The sequence below is a fragment of the Epibacterium sp. MM17-32 genome (assembly GCF_022348205.1).
Classification (GTDB): Bacteria; Pseudomonadota; Alphaproteobacteria; order Rhodobacterales; family Rhodobacteraceae; genus Epibacterium.
In genome coordinates this window covers 124,203-145,791 of the sequence record NZ_JAKRFC010000007.1, presented here as the reverse complement: position 1 = coordinate 145,791, position 21,589 = coordinate 124,203, and the positions used below count along the sequence as shown (strand labels likewise).

At 61.9% G+C, this 21,589-nt stretch carries 21 protein-coding genes, 1 tRNA gene and 3 pseudogenes; 11 read left to right on the top strand and 14 right to left on the bottom strand.

Annotation, left to right across the window (positions count from 1 at the left end; translation table 11 throughout):
- Window positions 1-99 precede the first annotated feature (99 nt).
- Window positions 100-600 carry a hypothetical protein gene (locus tag MHM88_RS13165; RefSeq protein ID WP_239322543.1) on the bottom strand — a complete coding sequence of 167 codons (501 nt, stop codon included), beginning with the start codon at window positions 598-600 and terminating at the stop codon, window positions 100-102.
- 253 nt (window positions 601-853) lie between these two features.
- On the bottom strand, window positions 854-1,621 hold the full coding sequence (locus MHM88_RS13160; protein ID WP_239322542.1) for a DUF1013 domain-containing protein: 768 nt from the start codon (window positions 1,619-1,621) through the stop codon (window positions 854-856).
- A gap of 174 nt (window positions 1,622-1,795) precedes the next feature.
- Here MHM88_RS13160 and MHM88_RS13155 point away from each other — a divergent pair, with 174 nt between their 5' ends.
- Together MHM88_RS13155 and MHM88_RS13150 are read left to right on the top strand one after the other, a co-directional pair.
- Complete coding sequence (locus tag MHM88_RS13155) at window positions 1,796-2,440, top strand: ribonuclease T2 (RefSeq protein WP_239365808.1); 645 nt, start codon at window positions 1,796-1,798, stop codon at window positions 2,438-2,440.
- 222 nt (window positions 2,441-2,662) lie between these two features.
- On the top strand, window positions 2,663-3,529 hold the full coding sequence (locus tag MHM88_RS13150) for a DUF2189 domain-containing protein (RefSeq protein WP_239365806.1): 867 nt from the start codon (window positions 2,663-2,665) through the stop codon (window positions 3,527-3,529).
- A gap of 48 nt (window positions 3,530-3,577) precedes the next feature.
- On the opposite strand, the gene MHM88_RS13145 is transcribed toward MHM88_RS13150, so the two are convergent.
- Window positions 3,578-4,582 carry an NAD(P)H-quinone oxidoreductase gene (locus MHM88_RS13145; protein WP_239365803.1) on the bottom strand — a complete coding sequence of 335 codons (1,005 nt, stop codon included), beginning with the start codon at window positions 4,580-4,582 and terminating at the stop codon, window positions 3,578-3,580.
- A 154-nt stretch (window positions 4,583-4,736) separates the two neighbouring features.
- Window positions 4,737-5,441 carry a COQ9 family protein gene (locus MHM88_RS13140; RefSeq protein ID WP_239365800.1) on the bottom strand — a complete coding sequence of 235 codons (705 nt, stop codon included), beginning with the start codon at window positions 5,439-5,441 and terminating at the stop codon, window positions 4,737-4,739.
- A gap of 117 nt (window positions 5,442-5,558) precedes the next feature.
- Between MHM88_RS13140 and rpsU the strand changes: the two genes are divergently transcribed.
- Complete coding sequence (rpsU, locus tag MHM88_RS13135) at window positions 5,559-5,765, top strand: 30S ribosomal protein S21 (protein WP_005614280.1); 207 nt, start codon at window positions 5,559-5,561, stop codon at window positions 5,763-5,765.
- A gap of 175 nt (window positions 5,766-5,940) precedes the next feature.
- Here the strand turns inward: rpsU and ppk2 are convergent, their stop codons facing one another.
- A complete protein-coding gene (gene ppk2, locus MHM88_RS13130) occupies window positions 5,941-6,858 on the bottom strand; it encodes a polyphosphate kinase 2 (RefSeq protein ID WP_239322537.1) in 918 nt (305 codons plus the stop codon).
- Window positions 6,859-7,075: 217 nt separating this feature from the next.
- Window positions 7,076-7,537 carry an Lrp/AsnC family transcriptional regulator gene (locus MHM88_RS13125; RefSeq protein ID WP_239322536.1) on the bottom strand — a complete coding sequence of 154 codons (462 nt, stop codon included), beginning with the start codon at window positions 7,535-7,537 and terminating at the stop codon, window positions 7,076-7,078.
- A 139-nt stretch (window positions 7,538-7,676) separates the two neighbouring features.
- On the opposite strand from MHM88_RS13125, the gene ald reads away from it, so the two are divergent.
- Window positions 7,677-8,801, top strand: coding sequence for an alanine dehydrogenase (ald, locus tag MHM88_RS13120; RefSeq protein WP_239365787.1), 1,125 nt, complete (start codon window positions 7,677-7,679; stop codon window positions 8,799-8,801).
- A gap of 252 nt (window positions 8,802-9,053) precedes the next feature.
- Window positions 9,054-9,860, top strand: a complete 807-nt coding sequence (locus tag MHM88_RS13115) for a mechanosensitive ion channel family protein (protein ID WP_239322534.1) — start codon at window positions 9,054-9,056, stop codon at window positions 9,858-9,860.
- 8 nt (window positions 9,861-9,868) lie between these two features.
- Here the strand turns inward: MHM88_RS13115 and MHM88_RS13110 are convergent, their stop codons facing one another.
- The 5 genes from MHM88_RS13110 to MHM88_RS13090 form a co-directional block, all read right to left on the bottom strand.
- On the bottom strand, window positions 9,869-10,393 hold the full coding sequence (locus tag MHM88_RS13110) for a hypothetical protein (protein ID WP_239365785.1): 525 nt from the start codon (window positions 10,391-10,393) through the stop codon (window positions 9,869-9,871).
- A 194-nt stretch (window positions 10,394-10,587) separates the two neighbouring features.
- Window positions 10,588-11,178 carry a hypothetical protein gene (locus tag MHM88_RS13105; RefSeq protein WP_239365783.1) on the bottom strand — a complete coding sequence of 197 codons (591 nt, stop codon included), beginning with the start codon at window positions 11,176-11,178 and terminating at the stop codon, window positions 10,588-10,590.
- A gap of 70 nt (window positions 11,179-11,248) precedes the next feature.
- Window positions 11,249-11,812: a GNAT family N-acetyltransferase gene (locus MHM88_RS13100; protein WP_239365781.1), complete on the bottom strand. Its 564-nt coding sequence runs from the start codon at window positions 11,810-11,812 to the stop codon at window positions 11,249-11,251.
- Window positions 11,809-12,258, bottom strand: coding sequence for a YtoQ family protein (locus MHM88_RS13095; RefSeq protein WP_239365779.1), 450 nt, complete (start codon window positions 12,256-12,258; stop codon window positions 11,809-11,811). The genes MHM88_RS13100 and MHM88_RS13095 overlap by 4 nt, the downstream gene beginning before the upstream one ends.
- 82 nt (window positions 12,259-12,340) lie before the next feature.
- On the bottom strand, window positions 12,341-12,979 hold the full coding sequence (locus tag MHM88_RS13090) for a class I SAM-dependent methyltransferase (protein WP_370645719.1): 639 nt from the start codon (window positions 12,977-12,979) through the stop codon (window positions 12,341-12,343).
- Window positions 12,980-13,063: 84 nt separating this feature from the next.
- On the opposite strand from MHM88_RS13090, the gene MHM88_RS13085 reads away from it, so the two are divergent.
- A complete protein-coding gene (locus tag MHM88_RS13085) occupies window positions 13,064-13,954 on the top strand; it encodes a LysR family transcriptional regulator (protein ID WP_239365777.1) in 891 nt (296 codons plus the stop codon).
- A gap of 82 nt (window positions 13,955-14,036) precedes the next feature.
- On the opposite strand, the gene pheT is transcribed toward MHM88_RS13085, so the two are convergent.
- The 3 genes from pheT to MHM88_RS13070 form a co-directional block, all read right to left on the bottom strand.
- Complete coding sequence (gene pheT, locus MHM88_RS13080; RefSeq protein ID WP_239365774.1) at window positions 14,037-16,433, bottom strand: phenylalanine--tRNA ligase subunit beta; 2,397 nt, start codon at window positions 16,431-16,433, stop codon at window positions 14,037-14,039.
- 195 nt (window positions 16,434-16,628) lie between these two features.
- The gene (locus tag MHM88_RS13075; protein ID WP_305037469.1) at window positions 16,629-17,291 is read right to left on the bottom strand and encodes a GntR family transcriptional regulator; all 663 of its coding nucleotides are present in this window, start codon (window positions 17,289-17,291) and stop codon (window positions 16,629-16,631) included.
- 32 nt (window positions 17,292-17,323) lie between these two features.
- Window positions 17,324-18,025 (bottom strand): M48 family metallopeptidase, encoded by a 702-nt coding sequence (locus tag MHM88_RS13070; protein WP_239365770.1) that lies wholly within the window; start codon window positions 18,023-18,025, stop codon window positions 17,324-17,326.
- Window positions 18,026-18,134: 109 nt separating this feature from the next.
- On the opposite strand from MHM88_RS13070, the gene MHM88_RS13065 reads away from it, so the two are divergent.
- From MHM88_RS13065 to MHM88_RS13045, 5 genes and pseudogenes are all read left to right on the top strand, one after another.
- On the top strand, window positions 18,135-18,461 hold the full coding sequence (locus tag MHM88_RS13065) for a TIGR02300 family protein (protein WP_239322526.1): 327 nt from the start codon (window positions 18,135-18,137) through the stop codon (window positions 18,459-18,461).
- 542 nt (window positions 18,462-19,003) lie between these two features.
- Window positions 19,004-19,079 (top strand) — tRNA-Ala (locus MHM88_RS13060).
- Window positions 19,080-19,249: 170 nt separating this feature from the next.
- Window positions 19,250-19,789 (top strand): annotated as a pseudogene (locus MHM88_RS13055) (AAA family ATPase).
- A 529-nt stretch (window positions 19,790-20,318) separates the two neighbouring features.
- A pseudogene (locus MHM88_RS13050) lies at window positions 20,319-21,290 on the top strand (IS5 family transposase).
- A gap of 65 nt (window positions 21,291-21,355) precedes the next feature.
- Window positions 21,356-21,589 (top strand): annotated as a pseudogene (locus MHM88_RS13045) (transposase); the annotation flags it as partial.

The window sequence follows — 21,589 nt, the reverse complement described above, 5'->3', positions numbered from 1 at the left end:
ATGCCTACAACCCGCGCCCCGGTCGTGCAAGACTGCTTGCTGTGCTTTCCCGCCGGCCGTTACGAAACTTCGGGCACGCGGCGTGGCGCGCGGCGGCGCTTAACGGACCACCCGAAGCGCCGGCGCGCCCCGCAGACGCTGACGCGCCCCGGATGGAAACCGATCCGAAAACGACAGCCCCGCCCGGATCAACTCCGGGTCCATGCGCCCCAACGTCAGCGCGTCAACGGCATCCCGGGCGCGGTTGGTCTCATCCCGGCGCATGTGATGCAGCATCGCCAGGAATTGTGCCTCATCCGCGGTCAGCAGATCCCGCGTGTCCAGATCCAGTGGATCGTTGCAGGCAAAATCATCGCCCCGCAGCGCCAGCACCTCACGCACCACCGGCCAGAGAGCGTAGGCCACCGCCAGACCCTGCGCCTCTCCCCAGGTTTCCGCCGCAATCACAAAGCCACGGTGCCAGGCCTGACTGTCCGGCGCGCGCGATGTCGTCACGAGATGCCGCGTCACCGCCAGCAGGCGGGTTTCAAACGGGTCAAACCCGAAGGCCGCCACAGGGGCCTGTCCCAGATCTGGCGCGATAGGAACCTGAAGTGTCATGGACGCTCACCCTCTTTACCTGCCGCGCCGGAACCATCGACGGGCGCTGCATTTGCTACGGATTGGTCCGGGCAGGTTCGACGCGTCAGAGGCGGTCGATAAGCTGGGTGTGCATTTCTTAGTTATTTACTCAGCTATTTGCAAGAGTGAAAAAACAAACGCCGCCCCTCGTCAAAAGGGCGGCGTTTGTTGTTTTTCGACAATGCCTTACCCGGCAACTTGGCAAATTACCAAAGCGGGTGCATCGCAGGACTTAGTACCGCGGATCGTCACTATCGTCGTCTTCATCCTCATCGTCAGACGCCGGCAGATTGAAGAAGCTGTCCGCATCGACGATTTCTTCTTCTTTCTTGTCATCCTCGTCGGACGAGCCAAGGGTAAAGGTCTCCAGCCCTTCGATCGCGGTTGGGATTTTGGGCTCTGCATCCATCTCCAGCGACTGTTCGGTGGACACCAGTTTGCGACGCTCATCATCGCTCATGATCCCGCCCTCGGCGGCGCGTGCCTTGGCCGCTTTCTGCACAGCTGCGTCAAGTTCGGACTGTTTACACAGGCCCAGCGCCACCGGATCGATCGGCTCCATGTTGGAGATATTCCAGTGGGTGCGTTCCCGGATCGACTGGATCGTCGGCTTGGTGGTGCCGACCAGCTTGGCGATCTGGCCATCGGACAGCTCCGGATGGAATTTGACCAGCCACAGGATCGAGTTCGGACGATCCTGACGCTTGGACAGCGGGGTGTAGCGCGGACCACGGCGCTTTTCCTCGCCTGCGGCGGCGGCGTTGAACTTCAGCTTCAACTTGTGCAGCGGATTGTTCTCGGCGGCGTTGATTTCATCCTGGGTCAGCTGGTTGTTGGAAATCGGGTCGAACCCTTTCACGCCAGCCGCGACGTCGCCGTCCGCGATGCCCTGGATCTCCAGTTCGTGCATGCCCACGAAATCTGCGATCTGCTTGAAGCTGATCGTGGTATTGTCCACCAGCCACACGGCGGTCGCCTTGGCCATCAACGGTTTTGCCATGTGCTTTACTCCTTCGAAACACGTCTGTCCCCGAATGTCACGCTGGACCGGACAACCTGCGGGTAAACCTCTCCCGTCGCCTTAAATCGGCTTCCCCGGTCTGCGGGGCGGGTTTCCGTTGTCGGGGAACTTCAGGTCTATATAGTCGCCTTGAAACCATAAGGAAAGAGGCGAATGCGGCGGTTGATCTTTACAATTCTGGCAAGTCTGGCCGGCTTCGCCCCTTCTGCGCAGGCCGAGGGCGACCCCGCGGGCCAGTTCGACTATTACGTTCTGGCGCTCAGCTGGTCCCCCAACTGGTGTGCGATCGAGGGGGACGCAAAAGGATCAGACCAATGTGATCACCGCCACGATCACGGCTGGACCCTGCATGGCCTGTGGCCGCAGTTTCACCAGGGCTGGCCAAACTATTGCCGCACAACCGAAGCGCCCCCGAACCGCCGCATGACCGGCGAAATGGCCGATATCATGGGCACGCCCGGCCTTGCTTGGCATCAGTGGAAAAAACACGGGACCTGTTCCGGCCTGTCGCCCCGGACCTACTTCGACTTGTCCCGCCGGGCCTTCGACAGCGTCACGCGCCCCGTGGCCTTCCGCCGCCTCGACAAGCCGGTGACACTGCCCGCTGCCGTGGTCGAAGAGGCGTTTCTGAAGGAAAATCCAGCGCTTGATGAGGACAGCCTGACCATCACCTGCCGCGACGGTTTTATCCAGGAAGCGCGAATCTGCCTGTCCCGCACGCTGGATCCGGTTCCCTGCGGACGTGACGTGATCCGGGACTGCGCCCTGACCGACGCGCGGTTCGAACCCGTGCGATGATCCGGCCACGCGCCGGATCTGCTCCCGCGACTGTGACAGACAAAACCGCGCAGGCGTGTTAGGGTGGGGATCCGACATGCCGCGCGACGGCCCAATCGAGGGTTTCCCACCGGGACCATCCGAGACGCAGACGCGCATGATCGCATATCTTGGCCTGGTCCCGGCTTGGATCCCAGCTGTTCCGCGCGGCACGCCCCGGCGAGCCACAGGAGGAGCCAAGCTATGTCAGAGACCGCCCCCAAGACCATCGGCAACCCCGCAAGCTGGGTGTTGCAATCGCTGAAATCCGCCAGTCACGGCACCACCGAGGCGATTGACGAGATACGCAGCGACACCAACGCCCGCCCCCGGGTGCGGAGCATGGACATGGGCGATATTTCGCACGCGCTGCGAGCGGGCTGGGCGGATTTCAAGGCCGCCCGTTCAGATGCCATGTTCCTGGTGTTCATCTACCCTCTGATCGGCCTCGCTATGGTGATGAGCGGATTTCATCTGGACGTTCTGCCGTTGTTGGTGCCGATGGTGATGGGCTTTGCCATCGTCGGCCCCGCAGCCGCGATCGGGCTGTATGAAATGTCCCGGCGCCGCGAGGCCGGCGAACCGAGCGGCTGGATGTCAGCCTTTTCCGTGCTGCGCTCTCCCGCCTTTGCTTCGGTCCTGATGCTGGCATTCTATCTCGCGGCTCTGTTTGTGATCTGGATCATGGTGGCGCAGGCAATCTTTGGCGCGACGCTGGGACCGGACACGCCCGCCTCGCTCGCGGCCTTTGCCCGTGATGTGTTCACCACATCGTCCGGCTGGACTATGATCGTGGTTGGCACCCTCGTCGGCGCGGCCTTCGCCTATGCAGCGCTTGCAGTCAGCATCGTATCCTTCCCGCTCCTGCTGGACCGGCATGTGGGTTTGCCCATGGCTGTGGCGACGTCCCTGCAGGTGATGCGCCAGAACCGCCTTGTCTGCCTGTTGTGGGGCGCTCTGGTCGGAGCCTTGCTGGTGCTTGGATCGGTGCCGCTTTTTGCGGGTCTGATATTTGTCGTCCCGCTGCTGGGGCACGCCACGTGGCATTTCTATCGCCGTGCCGTGATGTGATCCCGGCGCGCGGAATAGCCGCTCGGAGTGCCGCAGCGATCTTTTGGCTTAGGCGTCAGCCCCCACGTTCAGGACGATCTTGCCGATATGCGTGGAGGCTTCCATCCGCGCATGAGCCGCTGCCGCCTCCGCCAGGGGGTAGGTTGAATCCATGACCGGGCGCACCTTGCCCGCTGCAATCATCGGCCAGACCGCCTCGACCAGATCCCGCGCGATCCGCGCTTTTGCGAGGTCACTCTGCGGACGCAGCGTGGACCCAGTCACGGTCAGCCGGCGCGCCATGATCTGAGCAAAGTTCAACTCCGCCTTTGGCCCCTGCAGAAAGGCGATGTGAACCAGCCGACCATCATCCGCCAGCGCCCGAATATTGCGGGGGATATAGTCCCCACCCACCATGTCGAGGATCAGATGCGCGCCACCATCTGCCTTCAGGATCTCCACAAAATCCTCGTCGCGGTAGTTGATCGCCACGTCCGCGCCCAATCCGACACAGGCGGCGCATTTGTCATCAGATCCGGCGGTTGCATAAACGCGCGCACCGAGGGCCGACGCCAATTGGATCGCGGTTGTGCCGATCCCGGAGGACCCACCATGCACCAGGAACCGCTCTCCCGCCGTCAAACCGCCGCGCGTGACCACGTTTGACCAGACCGTGAAACAGGTCTCGGGCAGGCACGCCGCCTCTTTCAGGCTGAGGCCCTCCGGGATCGGCAGGCAATGGGCCGCAGGGGTCGCGACAAACTCGCCATATCCGCCCCCCGGCAACAGGGCGCATACCTGATCGCCCAGGGCCCAACCGGTCACCCCAGCGCCAAGTGCGACAATCTCCCCCGCGGCCTCAAGCCCCGGCAGGTCGCTTGCGCCCTTGGGCGGTGCATAGGCGCCCGCCCGTTGCAGGGCATCGGGACGGTTCACACCGGCATAGGCCACCCGGATCACGACCTGACCGTGGCCGGGCTGCGGCACCGGGCGCTCCACCAGTTTCAGCACCTCCGGCGCACCGTGTTCTGAGATTTCAACCGCGCGCATCATGGCAGGCAGGGCATGTGTCATCGGCAGGGATCCTCTTTCGGGATGTCAGTCTCCGCTCAGAGCTAACACCCCTTCCGCCCCCGGCCAAGCCACCACCTGCGCCCGGCCCCGCGCGCGCAGGCGTCGCGCACAGACGCACCGCCCGACGCGGGGCCACCGGGGATCACACCGGCGATCAGGAGTGCCATCGCCCCGGCAGGTCCTCGCGACGCGCAGGAGCATGGATCCGGCTCATCACCCACGCCGGCCCCGCCAGCAGCGGTTTCAACAACGGGTTCTTGCCAACACTGGCTTTGAACTTCTCAAACTGCATCACATCGTCGATACGCCGGTCCAGAAAGTCCCAGGTCGCCTGGTGCTCCGGGCTGTCATCGCCCAGCCAGAACAGGACGGACGAGGAATAGACTGCCGACAGTGTCGCCCGCTTTGTGTACCAGTTGGCATCCTCGGACGTATCACCAAGCGCGGTCCAGATCGCATCCGCCGTCTCCCAGATCAGCCGCGACCCGGTGGCCGCATGATGCGGCAGCGCAAACAGCGTGGCACCGCGGCGCACCGCTTCCTTGTCCTCGACCGCTTCGAGACGATATCGCACAGCCGCCGCGACCCGGTCCCGGAACCGCAAGGTGTCCAGCTCACCCTCCGCCAGCCGCGCCAGCATCAGCGCATCACCGCGCTTGTGATAGGCCACCGCGAGATCGAGCGCCCGGCGCGGAAACAAGGCCTCGGCCACGGTCGGCTCCACGCCCGAATCAGCCACCGCGGCCGCCCAGGTGGGCGCGGTCCAACCGTCAAACGGGACATGCATCAGCGCCGCGTCCAGCAGCCTGTCCCGCAATTCAGCGCTCTGATCGCTGGAATTTCCGTTGTTTTCTGCCATAATGGACATGCTCCTCTGTCTCGGCGGTTCCAGTACTAGACAATTTAGGTCCGCCTTGCTATACGGCCACCTCCTGCAAATCCTTGCAACTCAACTTAGAAAGGTGGTGAAAACCACATGCAGGTTAGTGTTCGCGACAACAACGTCGATCAGGCGCTCCGTGCCCTGAAGAAGAAGCTGCAGCGCGAAGGCGTCTTCCGCGAAATGAAGCTCAAGCAACATTTCGAGAAGCCCTCCGAGAAAAAAGCGCGCGAGAAAGCTGAAGCTATCCGCCGTGCCCGCAAGCTGGCACGCAAAAAAGCACAGCGCGAAGGTCTCCTCTAAGACCCCTCGCCCGTTTCCAGTCTCTTCTGGATACTGTTTAAGACTTAAACCCCCGAGGCATTCGCTCCGGGGGTTTCACTTTGTCGGCCTCGCAGTCTGCCTGCTCCCTCTGCTTGCTGCCTGCCCGGCCCTATCGGTCGGAACAGGGGGGCGCCCCCCTGTCACATCGTCGGGATCAGTAGATCTTTGGCACGTATAATTCGTCCGGCAGCACCCGGCGTTCGTAGCTCGGGTTGTATTCCCGATCCGGCAGCGTGACCTTCTCACTTGGAACATCGTGATACGGGATCTTGGTCAACAGGTGCTCGATACAGTTGAGGCGTTCACGCTTCTTGTCGTTGCCTTCGACGATGTACCAGGGCGCTTCTTCGATATTGGTGCGGAAGAACATGTCTTCCTTGGCCTTGGTGTACTGCTCCCAGCGGATGCGGCTTTCGAGATCCATCGGCGACAGTTTCCACTGTTTCATCGGATCATGGATGCGCATGAGGAATCGCAACTGCTGCTCTTCGTCGGTGATCGAGAACCAGTATTTCAGCAGGATGATACCGGACCGGACCAGCATGCGTTCAAATTCCGGAACGTCCTGAAAGAACTGCTCCACCTGATCGTCATTGGCAAAGCCCATGACACGCTCGACCCCGGCCCGGTTGTACCAGGAGCGGTCGAACAGCACGATCTCTCCCGCGGCCGGCAGATGCGGCACATAGCGCTGGAAATACCACTGGCTCTGCTCGCGACGGCTGGGCGCGGGCAGCGCCACAACCCGGGCGACACGCGGGTTCAGGCGCTGGGTGATCCGCTTGATCACGCCCCCCTTGCCGGCACTGTCGCGACCCTCGAACAGGATGCAGACCTTGGCTCCGGTGTGCTGCACCCAATCCTGCACCTTGATCAACTCCGCCTGCAACCGCAGCAGATTGCGGAAATAAACCTTGCGGTCCAGCATTTCCGGATGCTGGGCGCGATAGATCTTGCGAAGCTCCATGGACAGCATGGGCTCGGCAAATTCGATTTCGAAATCCTCGTCCAGCGTGTCCTGCAGCTCGGCTTCCAGCCACTCGAAGGAGGTATTTTCCTGATCGCTGCTCACACTGTGTCTCCTTAGTCTTGCTATAGCGTTGTACCACCGCATAGCGGCGTCATGTGATCCTTTGGTGTCAAATGGCGGCATGCCGGTCGAAAATCGCCCGCCTCCGCCTGAATTTCCCGCCCGCGCGATCATTGTGCCTCCGGATCAGGCCACGTGGCAGATCCATGTAGGCCGGCACGATGATTTTACGCTCCCCGGCCGCCAATGCGCAGCTTGATCAATTGATCGGCAGCGCCGTGGTCTTGAACACCGTTCGCAACGCAAAGCTCGATTGCATCTGCGCGACCCCGGGCAACCGGGTCAGATGTTGGCGGTGGATGCGGGCAAAGTCATCCGTGTTCTCCGCCACCACCTTGAGGATATAGTCTGCCGTCCCGGCCATCAGGTGACACTCCAGCACATCCGGAATGCGTGCCACCGCCTTCTCGAACGCCTCCAGCACCTCGTCAGCCTGGGTTTGCAGGGTAATCTCCACAAATACCGTGGTCGGCACCCCCAGCTTGCGTGCGTCCAGCAACGCTACATAATTGCGAATATAGCCGTCGCTCTCCAGTCGTTGCACCCGCCGGTGACAGGCCGATGCCGAAAGGTTCACGGCCTCGCTCAACTCCGCGTTCGAGATCCGGCCCTGCTTTTGCAGCACCTCGAGGATTCGACGATCCACCTGATCTAACGCCAAATGACCCACCTATTCTTGCGTAGGATTGAGTTCTATTCGAAGATCCTTCGAAAGTCGAGTTTTCAAACTGCCGAAAAAAGCAGCACATTTGAAACCGACCCTGCGACACTCTGTCCCAAAGGGAACGGAGGAGAGACCCATGAAAATCGGATGCCCCACGGAAATCAAACCCCAGGAATTCCGCGTCGGCATGACACCCGACGCCGCGCGCGAGGCCGTCAGCCATGGCCATCAGGTCATGATCCAGTCCGGTGCGGGACTGGGGGCCGGCTTTCCGGATGCGGATTACACCGCCGCCGGTGCGACAATCATCGACAGCGCCGAAGAGATCTTTGCCAGTGCCGACATGATCGTCAAGGTAAAGGAGCCCCAGGCTGTCGAACGCAAGATGCTGCGCGAGGGGCAGCTTCTGTTCACCTATCTGCACCTGGCTCCGGACCCGGAGCAGACCCACGACCTGCTGGCCTCCGGCTGCACCGCCATCGCCTATGAGACCGTGACCGATGACCGTGGCGGCCTGCCGCTGCTGGCCCCGATGTCGGAGGTCGCCGGTCGGCTGGCGCCACAGGTGGGCGCCTACACGCTGCAAAAGGCCAATGGCGGACGCGGTGTCCTGATGGGCGGCGTGCCAGGTGTCGCCCCGGCGAAGGTCGTCGTGGTGGGCGGGGGCGTTGTCGGCACCCATGCGGCCAAGATCGCCGCCGGCATGGGCGCTGACGTGACCGTTCTGGATCGCTCGCTGCCGCGCCTGAAGTATCTCGATGATGTGTTCGGCAACACGTTCAAGAACCGCTATTCCACCGCTGGCGCCACCGCAGAGCTGATCCGGGATGCCGATATGGTCATCGGAGCGGTGCTGATCCCCGGCGCCGCAGCGCCCAAGCTGGTGTCGCGTGCGGATCTTTCCGACATGCAACCGGGCGCGGTTCTGGTCGATGTCGCCATTGATCAGGGCGGCTGCTTTGAGACGTCTCGCGCCACCACCCATGCCGACCCGATCTATGAGGTCGATGGCATCATGCACTATTGCGTCGCCAACATGCCCGGCGCGGTGGCCCGCACCTCGACCCAGGCGCTTGGCAACGCCACGCTCCCCTTCCTGCTGGCATTGGCCGACAAAGGGTGGAAACAGGCCTGCGCCGACGATCCGCATCTGCTGAACGGGTTGAACGTGCACGCGGGCAAGCTGACCTACTATGCCGTTGGCAAGGCGCTTGGCCTTGACGTTCTGTCGCCGACGCTCGCCCTGCGCGACGCCGCCTGACCCGGCCGAGTGACGCGGCATCCTGACACCGGTGCCGCGCCGCCCCGACCGGAACCCGCGCGTTTTGTGTGACACGCGGCACAATTTCCCCGTGCCGCGTGTTAAAAACCTCTCGATTCTCCCCGCCCTCCTGACGCAAGAAGGACAGGAGCAGCGGCTGCGATCCGCGCCGCCGCACAGATGACGGCCCCGCACAGCCGCCGGATCCTTGTTCGGCCCATTGCGGGGTGAACAGAAAACGTGGGGACTGACATGGAAGAATTCATCGAACAGGCTGGTGCGATGTGGCCGCTGGTGGTCAGTGGCATCAAGGCGCTGGTGGTGCTGGTACTCGGCTGGATTGCCGCAGGTCTGATTTCAAGCGCGGTACGCAGCCGCATCAACAAGACACCGCAAATTGACGAGACGCTGGGCAACTTCGTCGCCAGCATGGTGCGCTGGGTGCTGCTGGCAATCGTTCTGGTCGCCGTGCTTGGCGTCTTTGGCATCGAGGCCACCAGCCTGGTGGCCATGCTCGGTGCAGCCACCCTCGCCATCGGTCTTGCGCTTCAGGGCACGCTGAGTGATCTGGCCGCCGGTTTCATGCTGATCCTGTTTCGACCCTACAAGCTCGGCCAGTTTGTCGACATCGGCGGCACCGCCGGGACGGTGAAGGACCTGAACCTCTTTGTGACGGAGCTGGTCACCCCTGACAACGTGCAGATCATCGTTCCCAATGGTCAGGCCTGGGGCGCGATCATCACCAATTACTCCGCGCATGACACCCGCCGCCTCGATATCACCTATGGCATCGACTACGGCGACGACATCGAAAAGGCCAAGGGCATTATCCTGCGCCTGGCCGAGGCCGACGGACGCGTGCTTGCAAACCCGGAACCCTGGGTGCGCGTAACCAACCTTGGTGACAGCTCGGTCGACATTTCCACCCGCCTCTGGTGCACGGCGGGCGACTATTGGGAACTGAAGTGGGCGATGATCCAAGGCGTGAAAGAAGCCTTTGACGCAGAAGGCATCTCCATTCCCTATCCCCACAGCGTGGAAATCCAGAAAGAAGGCTGAAACTGGCCCTAGCGGCTGAACGCGGCTCCCGGCCCTCGGGTCGGGGGCCAGGTACCCGCTCCAAACCCGGCCGTTTCCCCCTGATCCCTGGGGGCGGCCTTGGGGCGCTGCGCGATGAGCGGTGCAGTTCCGAACCGCAGGGTCTGCCCGTCATGCGCCTGAAAGGCCCAGCGCGCCAACATGAATTGCAGACTTCGGCGTTCCTGCCCGTTTTCATCCACCAGCATCCGGGCCCGCCATGCCCCTTCGCATTGCACCTGCAACTGGATATCGTTCACATCGCGCATTTTGACACCACGAATGGCGTCCATGTGATGCGCCTGGGCATACATATATCGAAGCTGGTTATAGATGGCCTCGAAGTGGGGCCGCCGCCGTCCGGCAAAGACAACTGACACCTCGCAGCCGTCAGCATTGAAGCCACGGGTTGTGCAATCGCCGCGCGATGTGGTGCCAAAAACCGGAACCAGCGCCAGTTGCACCTGAATCACACCGCCTTTGAACAGGCCGCTATCCTCGTATTCCGGGGACACGGGAGTTTGCGCACGACGGTCGATTCTGGATGTGGGAGGCATCATGTTTTCAGCAGCAATTCCATTGTCATTACGAGAGACCCGCCGTGACGGTGCCCCTGCACATATAGTGGATTTCAAATCTTAAGAATCCATGGCGCTCACCGTGTTACAAAGGCGTCGAAACACGCTCGCCGCGGTATGCGATGCGCCGTTCAGATTGCGCCGGCATCGCTGCTGCGATTGCCATAAAGCGCCTGCTTGCCGCTGGTGATCGTCTCGCCGTTGCGGTCCAGAAACCCCCAGCGGGCCGCGAGAAACTGCAACACCCGAATGTCCTCGCCGGTATTGCTGCGTTCGAACCGCACCCGCCAGGCGCCTTCGATCTGTGCGGGCAGGCGAATGCTGTTGACCGGAGGCGGGTCCTTGCGGCGCCGTTGAGCCGAATAATTCGCCTCCGTCAGCAGGCGGCGCAGCTCTTCGTGCAGCGGCCCGAATTCCTTGATCCGCCGCCCAGCAAAAATGACAGAAATCTCTTCGCTTTCACTGACGTAGCCGCGCACCGAAATATCGCCGCGCGCCGTCTTGCCGATCACTGGAACCAAGGTCAGCGCAACCTGTGTCAAACCGCGCTTAAACAAACCGCGGTCTTCGGTTTCCGGTGTAACTTCGAACCGGGATCTACGGCGATCTGTTTTATTCGTGTCGGACATAGAACCACTTGAATTGTCTGAAATGGAATGCGCTCTCGCGGCGGCGTCACTCTCACTTAACAAGCCCACCGTTAAAAAACAGTTCAGGTGCATATTTTCAGCGCAAATCCAACGCGCGACATTCAACCGGTGGATGTGCCCTTGAGATCAGACCCCTACCGGTTCATCGGGGGATATCACGCTGCATCACCAGGGTAGGTTTTTCGTTGTAAAGCGCCGTGTCCGACACCGTGTGATAGCCCAGTTTGACCGCGACCTTCTGCGACACCTTATGGTCGGGATCGAAGATGCAGCAGGTGCGCGCCCATTTGGTCTGCGCCTCGGCCCAGTGATGGATACACCGCACCGCCTCTGTGGCGATACCACGCCCGTGTACCGCAGGTGACAAGACCCAACCGGCTTCTGGCACCGCGCCAAGGTCTGGCTCGATCATCCGTTTGTAATCAGCAAACCCCACATCGCCCGCATAGGCCCCGGTGTCGCGCAGGATCACCGCCCAGTAGCCGAAGCCCAATGCCTGCCAATGACCGATGTAGCGCAGGAGCCGCGACCAGCTTGCCTCTGCGGTCGACGGCACGCCACTGATGTAGCGCACCACCTCCGGATCTGCCCACATCGCGGCGAGATCGTCAAAATCTTCAGTGCCGTGCGGACGCAGAATCAGCCGTTCCGTTTCCAGAATCGGCGGCCCGCCCGCGGCAAAATATGCCGCCGACCCGGCGCTCATTCGGGCAATGCCCCGGTCAGCACATAGGTGAGGATCTCGACCACCTGACGTGGTTCTTCGGCCACCGCAAGCGCCGCGGCATGAACTTCCTTCAGGGCGTGCTGATGCTCGGGCGGGTTCAGCACAATGATCGACTTGCCCAGCGCCGCTGCATAGCCCGCATCAAAGGCCGCATTCCATTGCTTGTATTTTTCACCAAAGCGGACCACGATGACGTCGGCCTCTTCAATGCCCTTGCGGGTGCGGATCGCATTCAGCTTCGCCCCCTTGTGGTCATGCCAGAACTTGCTGTCCTCGGCCCCGAGGATCGCCACACCGCAATCGTCGGACGCATCGTGATCCGTCACCGGGCTGTCGAAACGCAGGTTCAGATCCCGCGCACCTTCGATGATCTGCTCGCGCCAATCGGTGTGGATTTCGCCGGAAAGGTAAACGGATAGGGTCATGGTCGGTCCTCCTGCCGCGCCCCGGTCGGGGCCATGGGTTCGCGCCAAGACCTACCCGCTCCACCAAGAGAGGCCAACCCCGTCAGCGCTTGCGCGCCACCACAAAGTGATTGGGCGGATCCGCCGGGTAGTTGCCGGTTTCGATGATGTCGAAGCCCGCCGCTTCGATCCGCGCCTGCCAGTCGGCGACGGTCATGAAATGCACGACCTCAGGCGCCTTGCCCACCAGTTGCATCAGTGGGATCAATCCACGCATCAGGATGCGCTTGAACGCGCTGCGGGTGTCTTTCAGACAGATCGTCTTTGAAATGAACAACCCACCCGGACGCAGACGCATCGCGGCCGCGTGCAAGCTGTCGTCCTGCGCAGCGAGCAAGTGGAAAAGGTTGAAGGCGAGCACCACATCAAATGGGCCCTCCGGCGCGGTCAAGGGCTCCGCCACCTGAAGCTGAAGGTTGGTGACACCCGCCTCCAACGCCCGCCGCGCGCCAATATCAATCATCGCCTGCGACAGATCGGTGGCAATGATCTGCGCCACATGCGGCGCCAGCGTTACGGCTGTAGAGCCGGTCCCGCAGCCGAGTTCCAGTGCCACCTGATCGCCATGCAGATACTGCGCCACACGATCCAGCGTCACTTGATAGGCCGCAGCGTCGGCCACCGGGCGCGCGGCATAGGACTGTGCGATCCGGTTCCAGAACTGAGCATCCGCAGTCATCATTTTTCTCCACCATTTCCCGCACCATACTCATGCGCATAACCGGCAGGAATTGCGAAAATTCGCAGGAGATATATACAAATATGCATGAACACGCCCCCACCGACTGACTGGAACCATATCCGTGCTTTCCTTACCACCGCAGAGACGGGGTCCCTGTCGGCCGCGGCGCGGCGTCTCGGCCTGACCCAGCCGACTCTCTCGCGCCAGGTTGCGATGCTGGAAAGCGAACTTGGCCTGATGCTGTTCGAACGGGTCGGTCGCAGACTGGTGCTGACGCAAGCGGGGCAACAATTGCTCAACCACAGCCGCCGCATGGGAGAGGCCGCCGCCGCCATGAGCTTTGCCGCCAGCGGTCAGGCTCAGGCGATCGAGGGCACGGTGCGCATCACCGCCAGCGACATGCTATCGTCCTACCTGCTGCCGACGGTGTTGCAGAAACTGCGCCACCTGGCTCCGAACCTGCGCCTGGACTTGATTGCGACCAATGACATCCGCGACCTGATGAAACGGGAGGCGGATATAGCGATCCGCCACGTCCGACCGGAGCAACCGGATCTGATCGCGCAACATGTGCTTGAAGGCACAGCCCGCTTTTACGCTGCGACCCGGTATCTTGATCGGCACGGCCGCCCCGATACCCCCGAAGACCTCGCGGCCCATGATTTTGTCGGTTTTGGCGATGTGGACCGCATGATCGAACATTTTCACGGCTTCGGCCTGCGGTTGCAGCCGGGACAATTCAAGGTCAACTCGCAGAACGGGCTTGTGGCCTGGGACTTGGTGCGCAGCGGGTTTGGCATCGCGCCAATGTATGACAAGATTGCCCAGCAAACGCCTGACATCGAACGGGTCATGCACTGGGTTGAGCCGGTGCGTTTTCCGTTCTGGCTCACCACCCATCGCGAGCTGCACACCAGCAAGAAAATCCGCCTGGTCTTCGATCTCCTCGCCGACACCCTGCGCATGGAGGGCTGACCGGCACCTGTCGGAGCAGAAAAAAACGCGCCCCATTTCCGGGGCGCGTCTGCATTGCAGGCCGGCGCTGCAAGGGTCCGGGTCAGCCGCGCAGGGTACCGCCGGTGGCCTTGGTCACCTTGGCAATGATCTTCTCGCTCACGGCCTCGATGTCCTTCTCGGTCAATGTCTTGTCCATCGGCTGCAAGCGCACGGTTATGGCCAGGGATTTCTTGCCTTCCCCCAGCGCACCGCCGATGAACTCGTCAAAGACACGCACCTCTTCGATCAGCGCCTTGTCGGCCCCACCGGCCGCATTGACCAGCGACAACGCCTCGACCTCCGCATCAACCACAAAGGCAAAATCGCGCTCGACCGCCTGAAGATCGCTGATCGCGAGCGCGCTGCGGCTGGCCCCGGATTTGCGCGGCAGAGGGATTTCATCGGGATAGATGGTAAAGGCCACGGCGCTGCCCTTGACGCCCAGCGCCTCTAGCACCTTGGGGTGCAGTTCCCCAAAGACACCCAGCGTCTTCTTCGGGCCAAGGCAGATCCGGCCATGGCGGCCCGGATGCCACCAGCCATCCCCTTCGCGCAGGATCTGTACCTTTGCAGGGGCGCCGATGGCCGCTAGCACGCCTTCGGCATCTGCCTTGGCGTCATAGACATCCCAATTGCGCGAGGCGCCGTGTACATCTTTCGGCCCGTTGCGATTGACCAGCAAACCCGAGACCTGAATACGCTCCTCGCCCGGCTCGCCGCCGGTGAACGCAGGCCCCACCTCGAACAGAGACACGTCGGCAAAGCCGCGCGCCTGATTGCGCGCCGCGGCCTGCAACAGCCCCGGCAGCAGGTCCGGACGCAGATGCGACATCTCTGACGAAATCGGGTTGGCCAGCATGGTCGCGTCCGTTCCGCCGCCAAACAGCGCGGCTGCCGCCTTGTCGATAAAGGTGTAGCTCACCACCTCGTTATAACCGAGCGCGGCAGCGGTGCGGCGTGCCATTTGCAGGCGGCGCTGCTGCGGCGTCATCACCGGCGCCGGGATACCGGCGGTCAGGCGCGGCAGGGGCTTTCCCTCAAGCTTGGTCAGCGATGCGATCCGCGCCACCTCTTCGACCAGATCGGCCTCACCCTGCACGTCGGGGCGCCAGCTCGGCACATGTGCCAGATTGCCCTCGAGACGGAAGCCAAGGCGCGTCAGGGTCTGGCGCTGTTCGCTTTCGGGGATGTCCATGCCGACAAGGGACTGCACCCGCTCGGCGTTCAGACGGTAGGCGCGGGAATGGTCCGGCACATCCCCCGCAGAAACCACATGCGACGCCTCACCTCCACACAGATCCAGGATCATCTGGGTGGCACGCTCCAGACCTTCGTAGGTGTATTCCGGATCAACGCCACGCTCGAAGCGGTAGCGGGCGTCGGAATTGATCTTCAGCGCACGTCCGGTGGTTGCGATCTGGACATGATCCCAGAACGCGCTTTCCAGGAAGACATCCACCGTCTCCTCGGTGCAGCCGGTTTCCTCGCCGCCCATGATGCCCGCGACGCTTTCCGGGCCGTTGTCATCGGAGATCACCATCATCCCGGGCGCAAAGCGATAGGTCTTCTCGTCCAGCGCCAGCAGCTCCTCGCCGCCCGCCGCACGGTGAATGCGCAGATTGCCGGCGACCTTGGCCGCGTCAAAGACATGCAGGGGTCGGTTCTGATCGAAGGTGAAGAAATTGGTGATGTCCACCAGCGTTGAAATGGGCCGCAACCCGATGGCGTTCAGACGGTCCTGCAACCATTTCGGCGAGGGGCCGTTCTTCACACCGCGGATCAGCCGGCCCGTGAACAGGGGGCAGCCATCCAGCGTGTCCTCGTCGATGGTGACCTTGATCGGGCTGTCGAACTGACCTTCAACCGGCGCATAGTCCCGGGTTTTCAGCGTCCCCAAACCGCGCGCGGCCAGATCGCGGGCAATCCCGTAGACGCCCAGCGCATCCGGGCGGTTGGGCGTGATCGCGATTTCGATCATGGGGTCCACCTTGGCGGGATCGTTCTGCGCCAGCCAATCCACCAGCTTTTCGCCCACCTCGCCCGAGGGCAGCTCGACAATGCCGTCGTGATCCTCGCCCAGCGTCAGCTCCTTCCAGGAGGCCATCATGCCATGGCTTTCGACACCACGGATCTTGCCCACTGAGAGGGTGAAATCCAGCCCGGGCACATAGTCACCCGGCTTGCAGAGCACCACGGTAATGCCTTCGCGCGCATTGGGCGCACCACACACGATCTGCTTTTCGCCCTCATCGGTCATCACCCGGCAGACGCGCAGGCGGTCCGCATCCGGATGTTGTTCCGCGCCAACCACTTTGGCCAGGGTAAAGGCCCCAAGAGCGTCGGCAGGGTTCACGACCTCCTCGACCTCCAGCCCGAGGTCGGTCAGGGTCTCGGTGATCTCCTCGACGGTTGCATCCGTGTCGAGGTGGTCCTTGAGCCAGGAGAGAGTGAATTTCATCGGTCAGCGCCCTTTGGCAAAGTCATCAGGTTTGACCATGGCAATGACAAAGAATGCCCCGGGGTTCAAGCCTTGGCAGATCCAGACGCCCCCGCCGCGGCAAACTTCGGCGCGAATGCCGCCTTGGCCTCTCCTCACGAAGGCAGAATGACGGCCCACGACACGTGCACATGGCGCAACCCAGTCGCCTGCCCCTTAGCCGGCCAGCAGGCGCAGCCCCTGCGTCACATCGGTGCGCACCGCCAGACGCAGCCCTGGCTCATCGCCAGCCTTCAACGCCGCGATGATCAGCTTGTGATTATGCGGCGGCTCGGTTCGGCCCAGCCGACCATACAGCGCCCGCATGGTCGGACCGAGTTGCAGCCAGACCGTCTCTGCCATCGCCAGCATAGCAGGCGCCTGCGCCCGCAGGTAAAGCGTGCGGTGGAATTCAAGGTTGGTGCGAATATACCCCACCGCATCGCGTTTGGAGATCTTCTCGGCCACGGTGCCGTTGATGGCCTGCAACCGGTCGATCAGCGCCATATGGGCGCGCGGCAGGGCGCGAGAGGCAAGCTCCACCTCGATCAGGGCGCGCAGAGCGGCAAGTTCCTCGATCCGCTCGTTCGAGAGCTCCGGCGTCGAGACCCGCCCCGAGGACGACAGAAACAGCGCGCCTTCGGCCACCAACCGCCGCACCGACTCGCGCGCGGGCGTCATGGACACGTCGTAGTCCTTGCCAATCCCGCGCAGCGTCAGGGCTTCGCCCGGGCTTATTTCGCCGTGCATGATGCGGGTACGAAGCGCCCGATAAACGCGATCATGGGCCGAGCCTGTGTTCTCGGCAGTGGGTCGATTGCCCGTCAGCAGCTTGTCCATGGCGCGGTATGTGATCACAAAACCGGTGAAGATCAATCCTTTTCGGAGATATCTTCGAAACGATAGCGGTGCAGGGCATTGCCGTCGCTTTGCAACCAGCGGCGTGGCGCAGCGTAGTCACCATAAAGATCCTCGACCACCGACCAGAACGCGGGCGAGTGATTCATCTCCTGCAAATGCGCCACCTCATGGGCCGCCACATAGGTCAGGACGTCCGGCGGCGCGAGGATCAGCCGCCAGGAGTACATCAGCCCTCCGGCCGCGGAACATGATCCCCAGCGTGACCGGGTATCACGCAGGCTCAGGCTACAATAGGACCGCCCCAACCGGGCCGCGTATCTGTCGGATGCCGCCGCAAGTCGATCCCGGGCAAGTTCCTTCAGGTATCGCTCCAGCCGGCGCGCCGGTGCCGATCCGGGCACGATCAGGGCCTCGCCGTGCTGCTCGACCCTGCGACCGGCACCAATGCGGATATCCAGTTCCCGCCCCTCTACCGGCAGTCGAATCCCCGCCCGCACCGCAACCGGCTTTGGCTGCCGGGCGAGATGGCTGCGGATCCAGTCTTCCTTCTCCAGCAGAAACGCGCGGCCCTCCCGTTCGGACACCCGTTTGGGCAAGGTCAGCGTCACCCGCCCGTCGAGCGAGGAAATCCGCAGCGATAACCGCCGCGCCCGGGCCGAGCGGCGCAGTATGACCCGGACATCCGGATCGCCGGGCAGGCTCAGTTCTGGCATGACATCTCCCCACGCAGGCATGGCTGCAAAGGCTTTGACAGGGTCTGTCGCTTATGGCAAGGCACCTGAATCGTCTTACCGACTCACGCTATTTTCATAGGGGACCCACATGCCCAAGGAAGAATGGGGTACTAAACGCGTCTGCCCGACCACTGGCAAACGCTTTTACGACCTGAACAAGAACCCGATCGTCAGCCCCTACACGGGCGAGGTCGTGGAAATCGACACCGCCAAGAGCCGCATGATCGAAGCAGACGCGGAAGATGCGGCAAGCCTGAAGGCAAAACAGAACACCGACGGCGACGAGGCCGTGCTGGACGATGACGACGACGCAGTCGACATGGACCTCGGTGACGATGTTCTGGAAGACGACGAAGAGGACAACGTGTCCCTCGATGAGATCGCGGATGTTGCCAACGAGGACGACGAGTCCTGAAGTGCCCGCACAGGGCCCCGCGCGACCGCTTGGCGGCGCGGGGCTGAAACCGGCTCCCGGTTGCCCCCTTATACCGACATTAAGCTGTTCTCCATGGTGTTGTCTGGACACGCCAGCACCGCAGAGCGTACCGCTTGGCGGTGCGGGTCACGCGCCACTGAGCCCTTGCCCTCCCCCAAAACACCAGGGCCATCGATACGGCCTGCCATCTCTGCGTCAGAGGTTGCGTCCTGCACAGGAGGCCACCGCGCACAAGGCTCCGCCACCAATAGATGCAGCATCGATTGAGGACGCACCCACGCCCCTCCTGCCGATGCTCAGCAGCGCCTGGGACAGCAGCCATCAATCACAAGCACTCTGTTCCAATCTTTTGGTCCCCTTCACAGCCGCTTGCCTCGCTTTCCTGCAGCAAAGTTTTCACGCTGATCTGACAGGGCAATTTAAAAAATCCGCGTCCGGTGACATTTTCCGCTTGCAGCCAAAACTCTCCTCCCTTAAACGACCTCTCACACCGCAGGGGCGATGCCCAAGCGGAGTTGGAAGGGGCCTTAGCTCAGCTGGGAGAGCGCCTGCATGGCATGCAGGAGGTCAGCGGTTCGATCCCGCTAGGCTCCACCAATCCTTCCTGAAAAGCACCAGATAGTTCTGCCTTTCTTGTCAGAGAATTTGCCTCTGCCGCGCAGACAGGTGCTATTTTCCTTACGAAAATCCATGCTGCTTTGATCCGCGCCTTTTCGGCGTGTTGATCGCTTCGCAGCCCTCCCCTCTGTCAAAACCGAGGATGGCCCATGAGCGACCATTTCTTCGTCGTGACGGGCGGCCCCGGTGCAGGCAAGACCAGCCTGATCACCGAGCTTGCCCGTCGCGGCTTCCACACAATCCCCGAATCCGGCCGCGCAATCATCCGCGAAGAGACGGCCAGCGGCGGAGACGCCCTCCCCTGGGCGGACCGCATGGCCTACGCGGAGCGGATGCTGGAACGCGATCTGAGCGCCTACGAGGACGCACAGGCCCTCTCAGGCCCCGTGATCTTCTAGCGAGGCATTCCCGACATCATGGGCTACCTGACCCTATGCAGCCTCCCCGTGCCGCCCCACGTCGCCGCTACGGCCAAGGCAGCCCGTTACAACGCCCGCGTCTTCCTGACACCCTACTGGCACGAAATCTTCACGCAGGACTACGAACGGAAGCAGACGCGCACCGAAGCCGAAGCGACCTGTGCCGTCCTGCGCGAGACCTACACCGCGCTCGGATACAAAATCACGGAGCTGCCGTGCACCGACATTGTAACACGCGCCGACTTTGTCTGTAAGCAACTGGCAAATTGACCGTCATCTCTAGTTGCCGTGGCGAAACTGCTGAAGCAGACAAACCGCATGGTCCCTCCGGCCTCCCGCTGCCCGACACTCACGGCTCCAATGCCGACATCCGCCTTGCCATTCAGATGCCGCGGCGCGGCCCATCGATCCGGGCATTCGCGGCAACCGCGAAGCGAACAAGCGAACGAATCTATAATTCACAGCAAACGACGACTTTCACTGTTATTGCGCTTGCCTCAGCCCCTAGTTAACTCAAACATTTTGGTTGGCTTGTAGCTTCATGCGACCCTGGCTTTCAGTCTCGATGACCTAGGAGACGGTTCGGCTCCAATGGCGGCCAGTCAACCGACTCAAAGTTCTCAAATGCGCGCGCACCATAGTCCGGCTCGACGGTCTCCGCCCAAGCGATCAAACCACTGACATGGTAAAAGATACCGGACACGGAAGTTTTCCTTGAAGCTGCGTGCACAGACGGGGTTTGTTGTACAGATCGTTCCCTGGGATTCATCTCATCAATCCAGCGTGATACCTAGTATGTATGAGCAGTTGGGCCGCTACGAAATACGAGACCACGAACTGGTCGTCCTACAATGATCCAATTAAGCAGCGCGGATCGCTATCGATCTGGTTTGATCCAGAGATGGTTTGGACGCCGCCGCCCAGCGGCAAGCGCGGTCGGCAGCGAAGCTTCAGCGATGCGGCGATCCAGACTTGCCTCACGATGAAGGTGCTGTTTGGTATGCCGTTGAGACAGAAGACGGGTTTCGGTCAGAGCCTCCTGCGGCTGGTTGGGCTGGATTGGGCTGTGCCGGATTACAGCACGTTTTGCCGCCGCCAGAAAACGCTGAATGTATGCCTGCCGTGTCGAGGCGGTACCGGCCCGTTCAATCTCCTGATCGATAGTACCGGCATCAAGGCCGAGGGTGAAGGCGAGTGGAGTGCGGAGGATCAGAAAACAGTCTGGGGGAGTGTTTCCCGACAAACGCGCAAGCATGGCGGTCCGAAACGCCGGATTTGGCGCAAGACACACATCGGTATTGATGAATGAGCGCTGGAAGTGCGCGCCGTGGAGGTCACAAGCAGCAATGTCGGTGATGCGCCAATGCTGCCCGAACTGTTGGGTCACCCCCCCCGACCAGACAATCGGATCAGTGACTTCCAACGGAGCATACGACACACGCAAATGCCACGAGGCCGTTGCCGTCCGGGATGCACATGCTGTGACCCCGCCGCGCAGGAACGCCAAGCCCTGGAAGCCCACCAGTGCAGGCGCTATCACACGCAAAGAAGCAGTGCGTGCGTCTCTTTACCTGGGGTGTGCCTGTGGCGAAAGCGGTCAGGATACCACCGCCGAAGCCGCGTCGAGAGCAAAATGCACTGCGTGAAACTGATGGGTCAAAGGCTCATGGCGCGGGACTTCGATAGACAGGTCGCGGAAATCCAAATCCGCATCGCCGTGCTCAACCGCTACACAACCCTCAGCATACCTGTCACCGGGCCCATAGGCTAAATCCGCCCGGGGAAAGGGGAAGCACGCCCATAAACCGGTTTGTGCAACAAAGCCACGCCGACTAGTTCCGCGAAGCCCTGCACAATAGAGGGACACGCGCCTGTACCCCCGGTCGGAAGCAGCGCAAAACATCGCTAAAGCATCACAAGCGTCGCTACAAACACCGCAACCACACCGGCATAATGCTTGACCGGCTCAAAGATCGACGACGTGTCGCAACCAGATACTACCGGTGCCCCAAAACTCTCTCCTCCGCCATCGCACTCGTAGCGCTTGTTATTTTCTGTTTTGAGTCCTGA

Coding starts and splice junctions, on each gene's coding strand:
- MHM88_RS13165 (WP_239322543.1), bottom strand. CDS start 600: ATGACACTTCAGGTTCCTATCGCGCCAGATCTGGGACAGGCCCCTGTG.
- MHM88_RS13160 (WP_239322542.1), bottom strand. CDS start 1,621: ATGGCAAAACCGTTGATGGCCAAGGCGACCGCCGTGTGGCTGGTGGAC.
- MHM88_RS13155 (WP_239365808.1), top strand. CDS start 1,796: ATGCGGCGGTTGATCTTTACAATTCTGGCAAGTCTGGCCGGCTTCGCC.
- MHM88_RS13150 (WP_239365806.1), top strand. CDS start 2,663: ATGTCAGAGACCGCCCCCAAGACCATCGGCAACCCCGCAAGCTGGGTG.
- MHM88_RS13145 (WP_239365803.1), bottom strand. CDS start 4,582: ATGACACATGCCCTGCCTGCCATGATGCGCGCGGTTGAAATCTCAGAA.
- MHM88_RS13140 (WP_239365800.1), bottom strand. CDS start 5,441: ATGGCAGAAAACAACGGAAATTCCAGCGATCAGAGCGCTGAATTGCGG.
- rpsU (WP_005614280.1), top strand. CDS start 5,559: ATGCAGGTTAGTGTTCGCGACAACAACGTCGATCAGGCGCTCCGTGCC.
- ald (WP_239365787.1), top strand. CDS start 7,677: ATGAAAATCGGATGCCCCACGGAAATCAAACCCCAGGAATTCCGCGTC.
- MHM88_RS13115 (WP_239322534.1), top strand. CDS start 9,054: ATGGAAGAATTCATCGAACAGGCTGGTGCGATGTGGCCGCTGGTGGTC.
- MHM88_RS13105 (WP_239365783.1), bottom strand. CDS start 11,178: ATGCACCTGAACTGTTTTTTAACGGTGGGCTTGTTAAGTGAGAGTGAC.
- MHM88_RS13100 (WP_239365781.1), bottom strand. CDS start 11,812: ATGAGCGCCGGGTCGGCGGCATATTTTGCCGCGGGCGGGCCGCCGATT.
- MHM88_RS13095 (WP_239365779.1), bottom strand. CDS start 12,258: ATGACCCTATCCGTTTACCTTTCCGGCGAAATCCACACCGATTGGCGC.
- MHM88_RS13090 (WP_370645719.1), bottom strand. CDS start 12,979: ATGATGACTGCGGATGCTCAGTTCTGGAACCGGATCGCACAGTCCTAT.
- MHM88_RS13085 (WP_239365777.1), top strand. CDS start 13,064: ATGAACACGCCCCCACCGACTGACTGGAACCATATCCGTGCTTTCCTT.
- pheT (WP_239365774.1), bottom strand. CDS start 16,433: ATGAAATTCACTCTCTCCTGGCTCAAGGACCACCTCGACACGGATGCA.
- MHM88_RS13075 (WP_305037469.1), bottom strand. CDS start 17,291: ATGGACAAGCTGCTGACGGGCAATCGACCCACTGCCGAGAACACAGGC.
- MHM88_RS13070 (WP_239365770.1), bottom strand. CDS start 18,025: ATGCCAGAACTGAGCCTGCCCGGCGATCCGGATGTCCGGGTCATACTG.
- MHM88_RS13065 (WP_239322526.1), top strand. CDS start 18,135: ATGCCCAAGGAAGAATGGGGTACTAAACGCGTCTGCCCGACCACTGGC.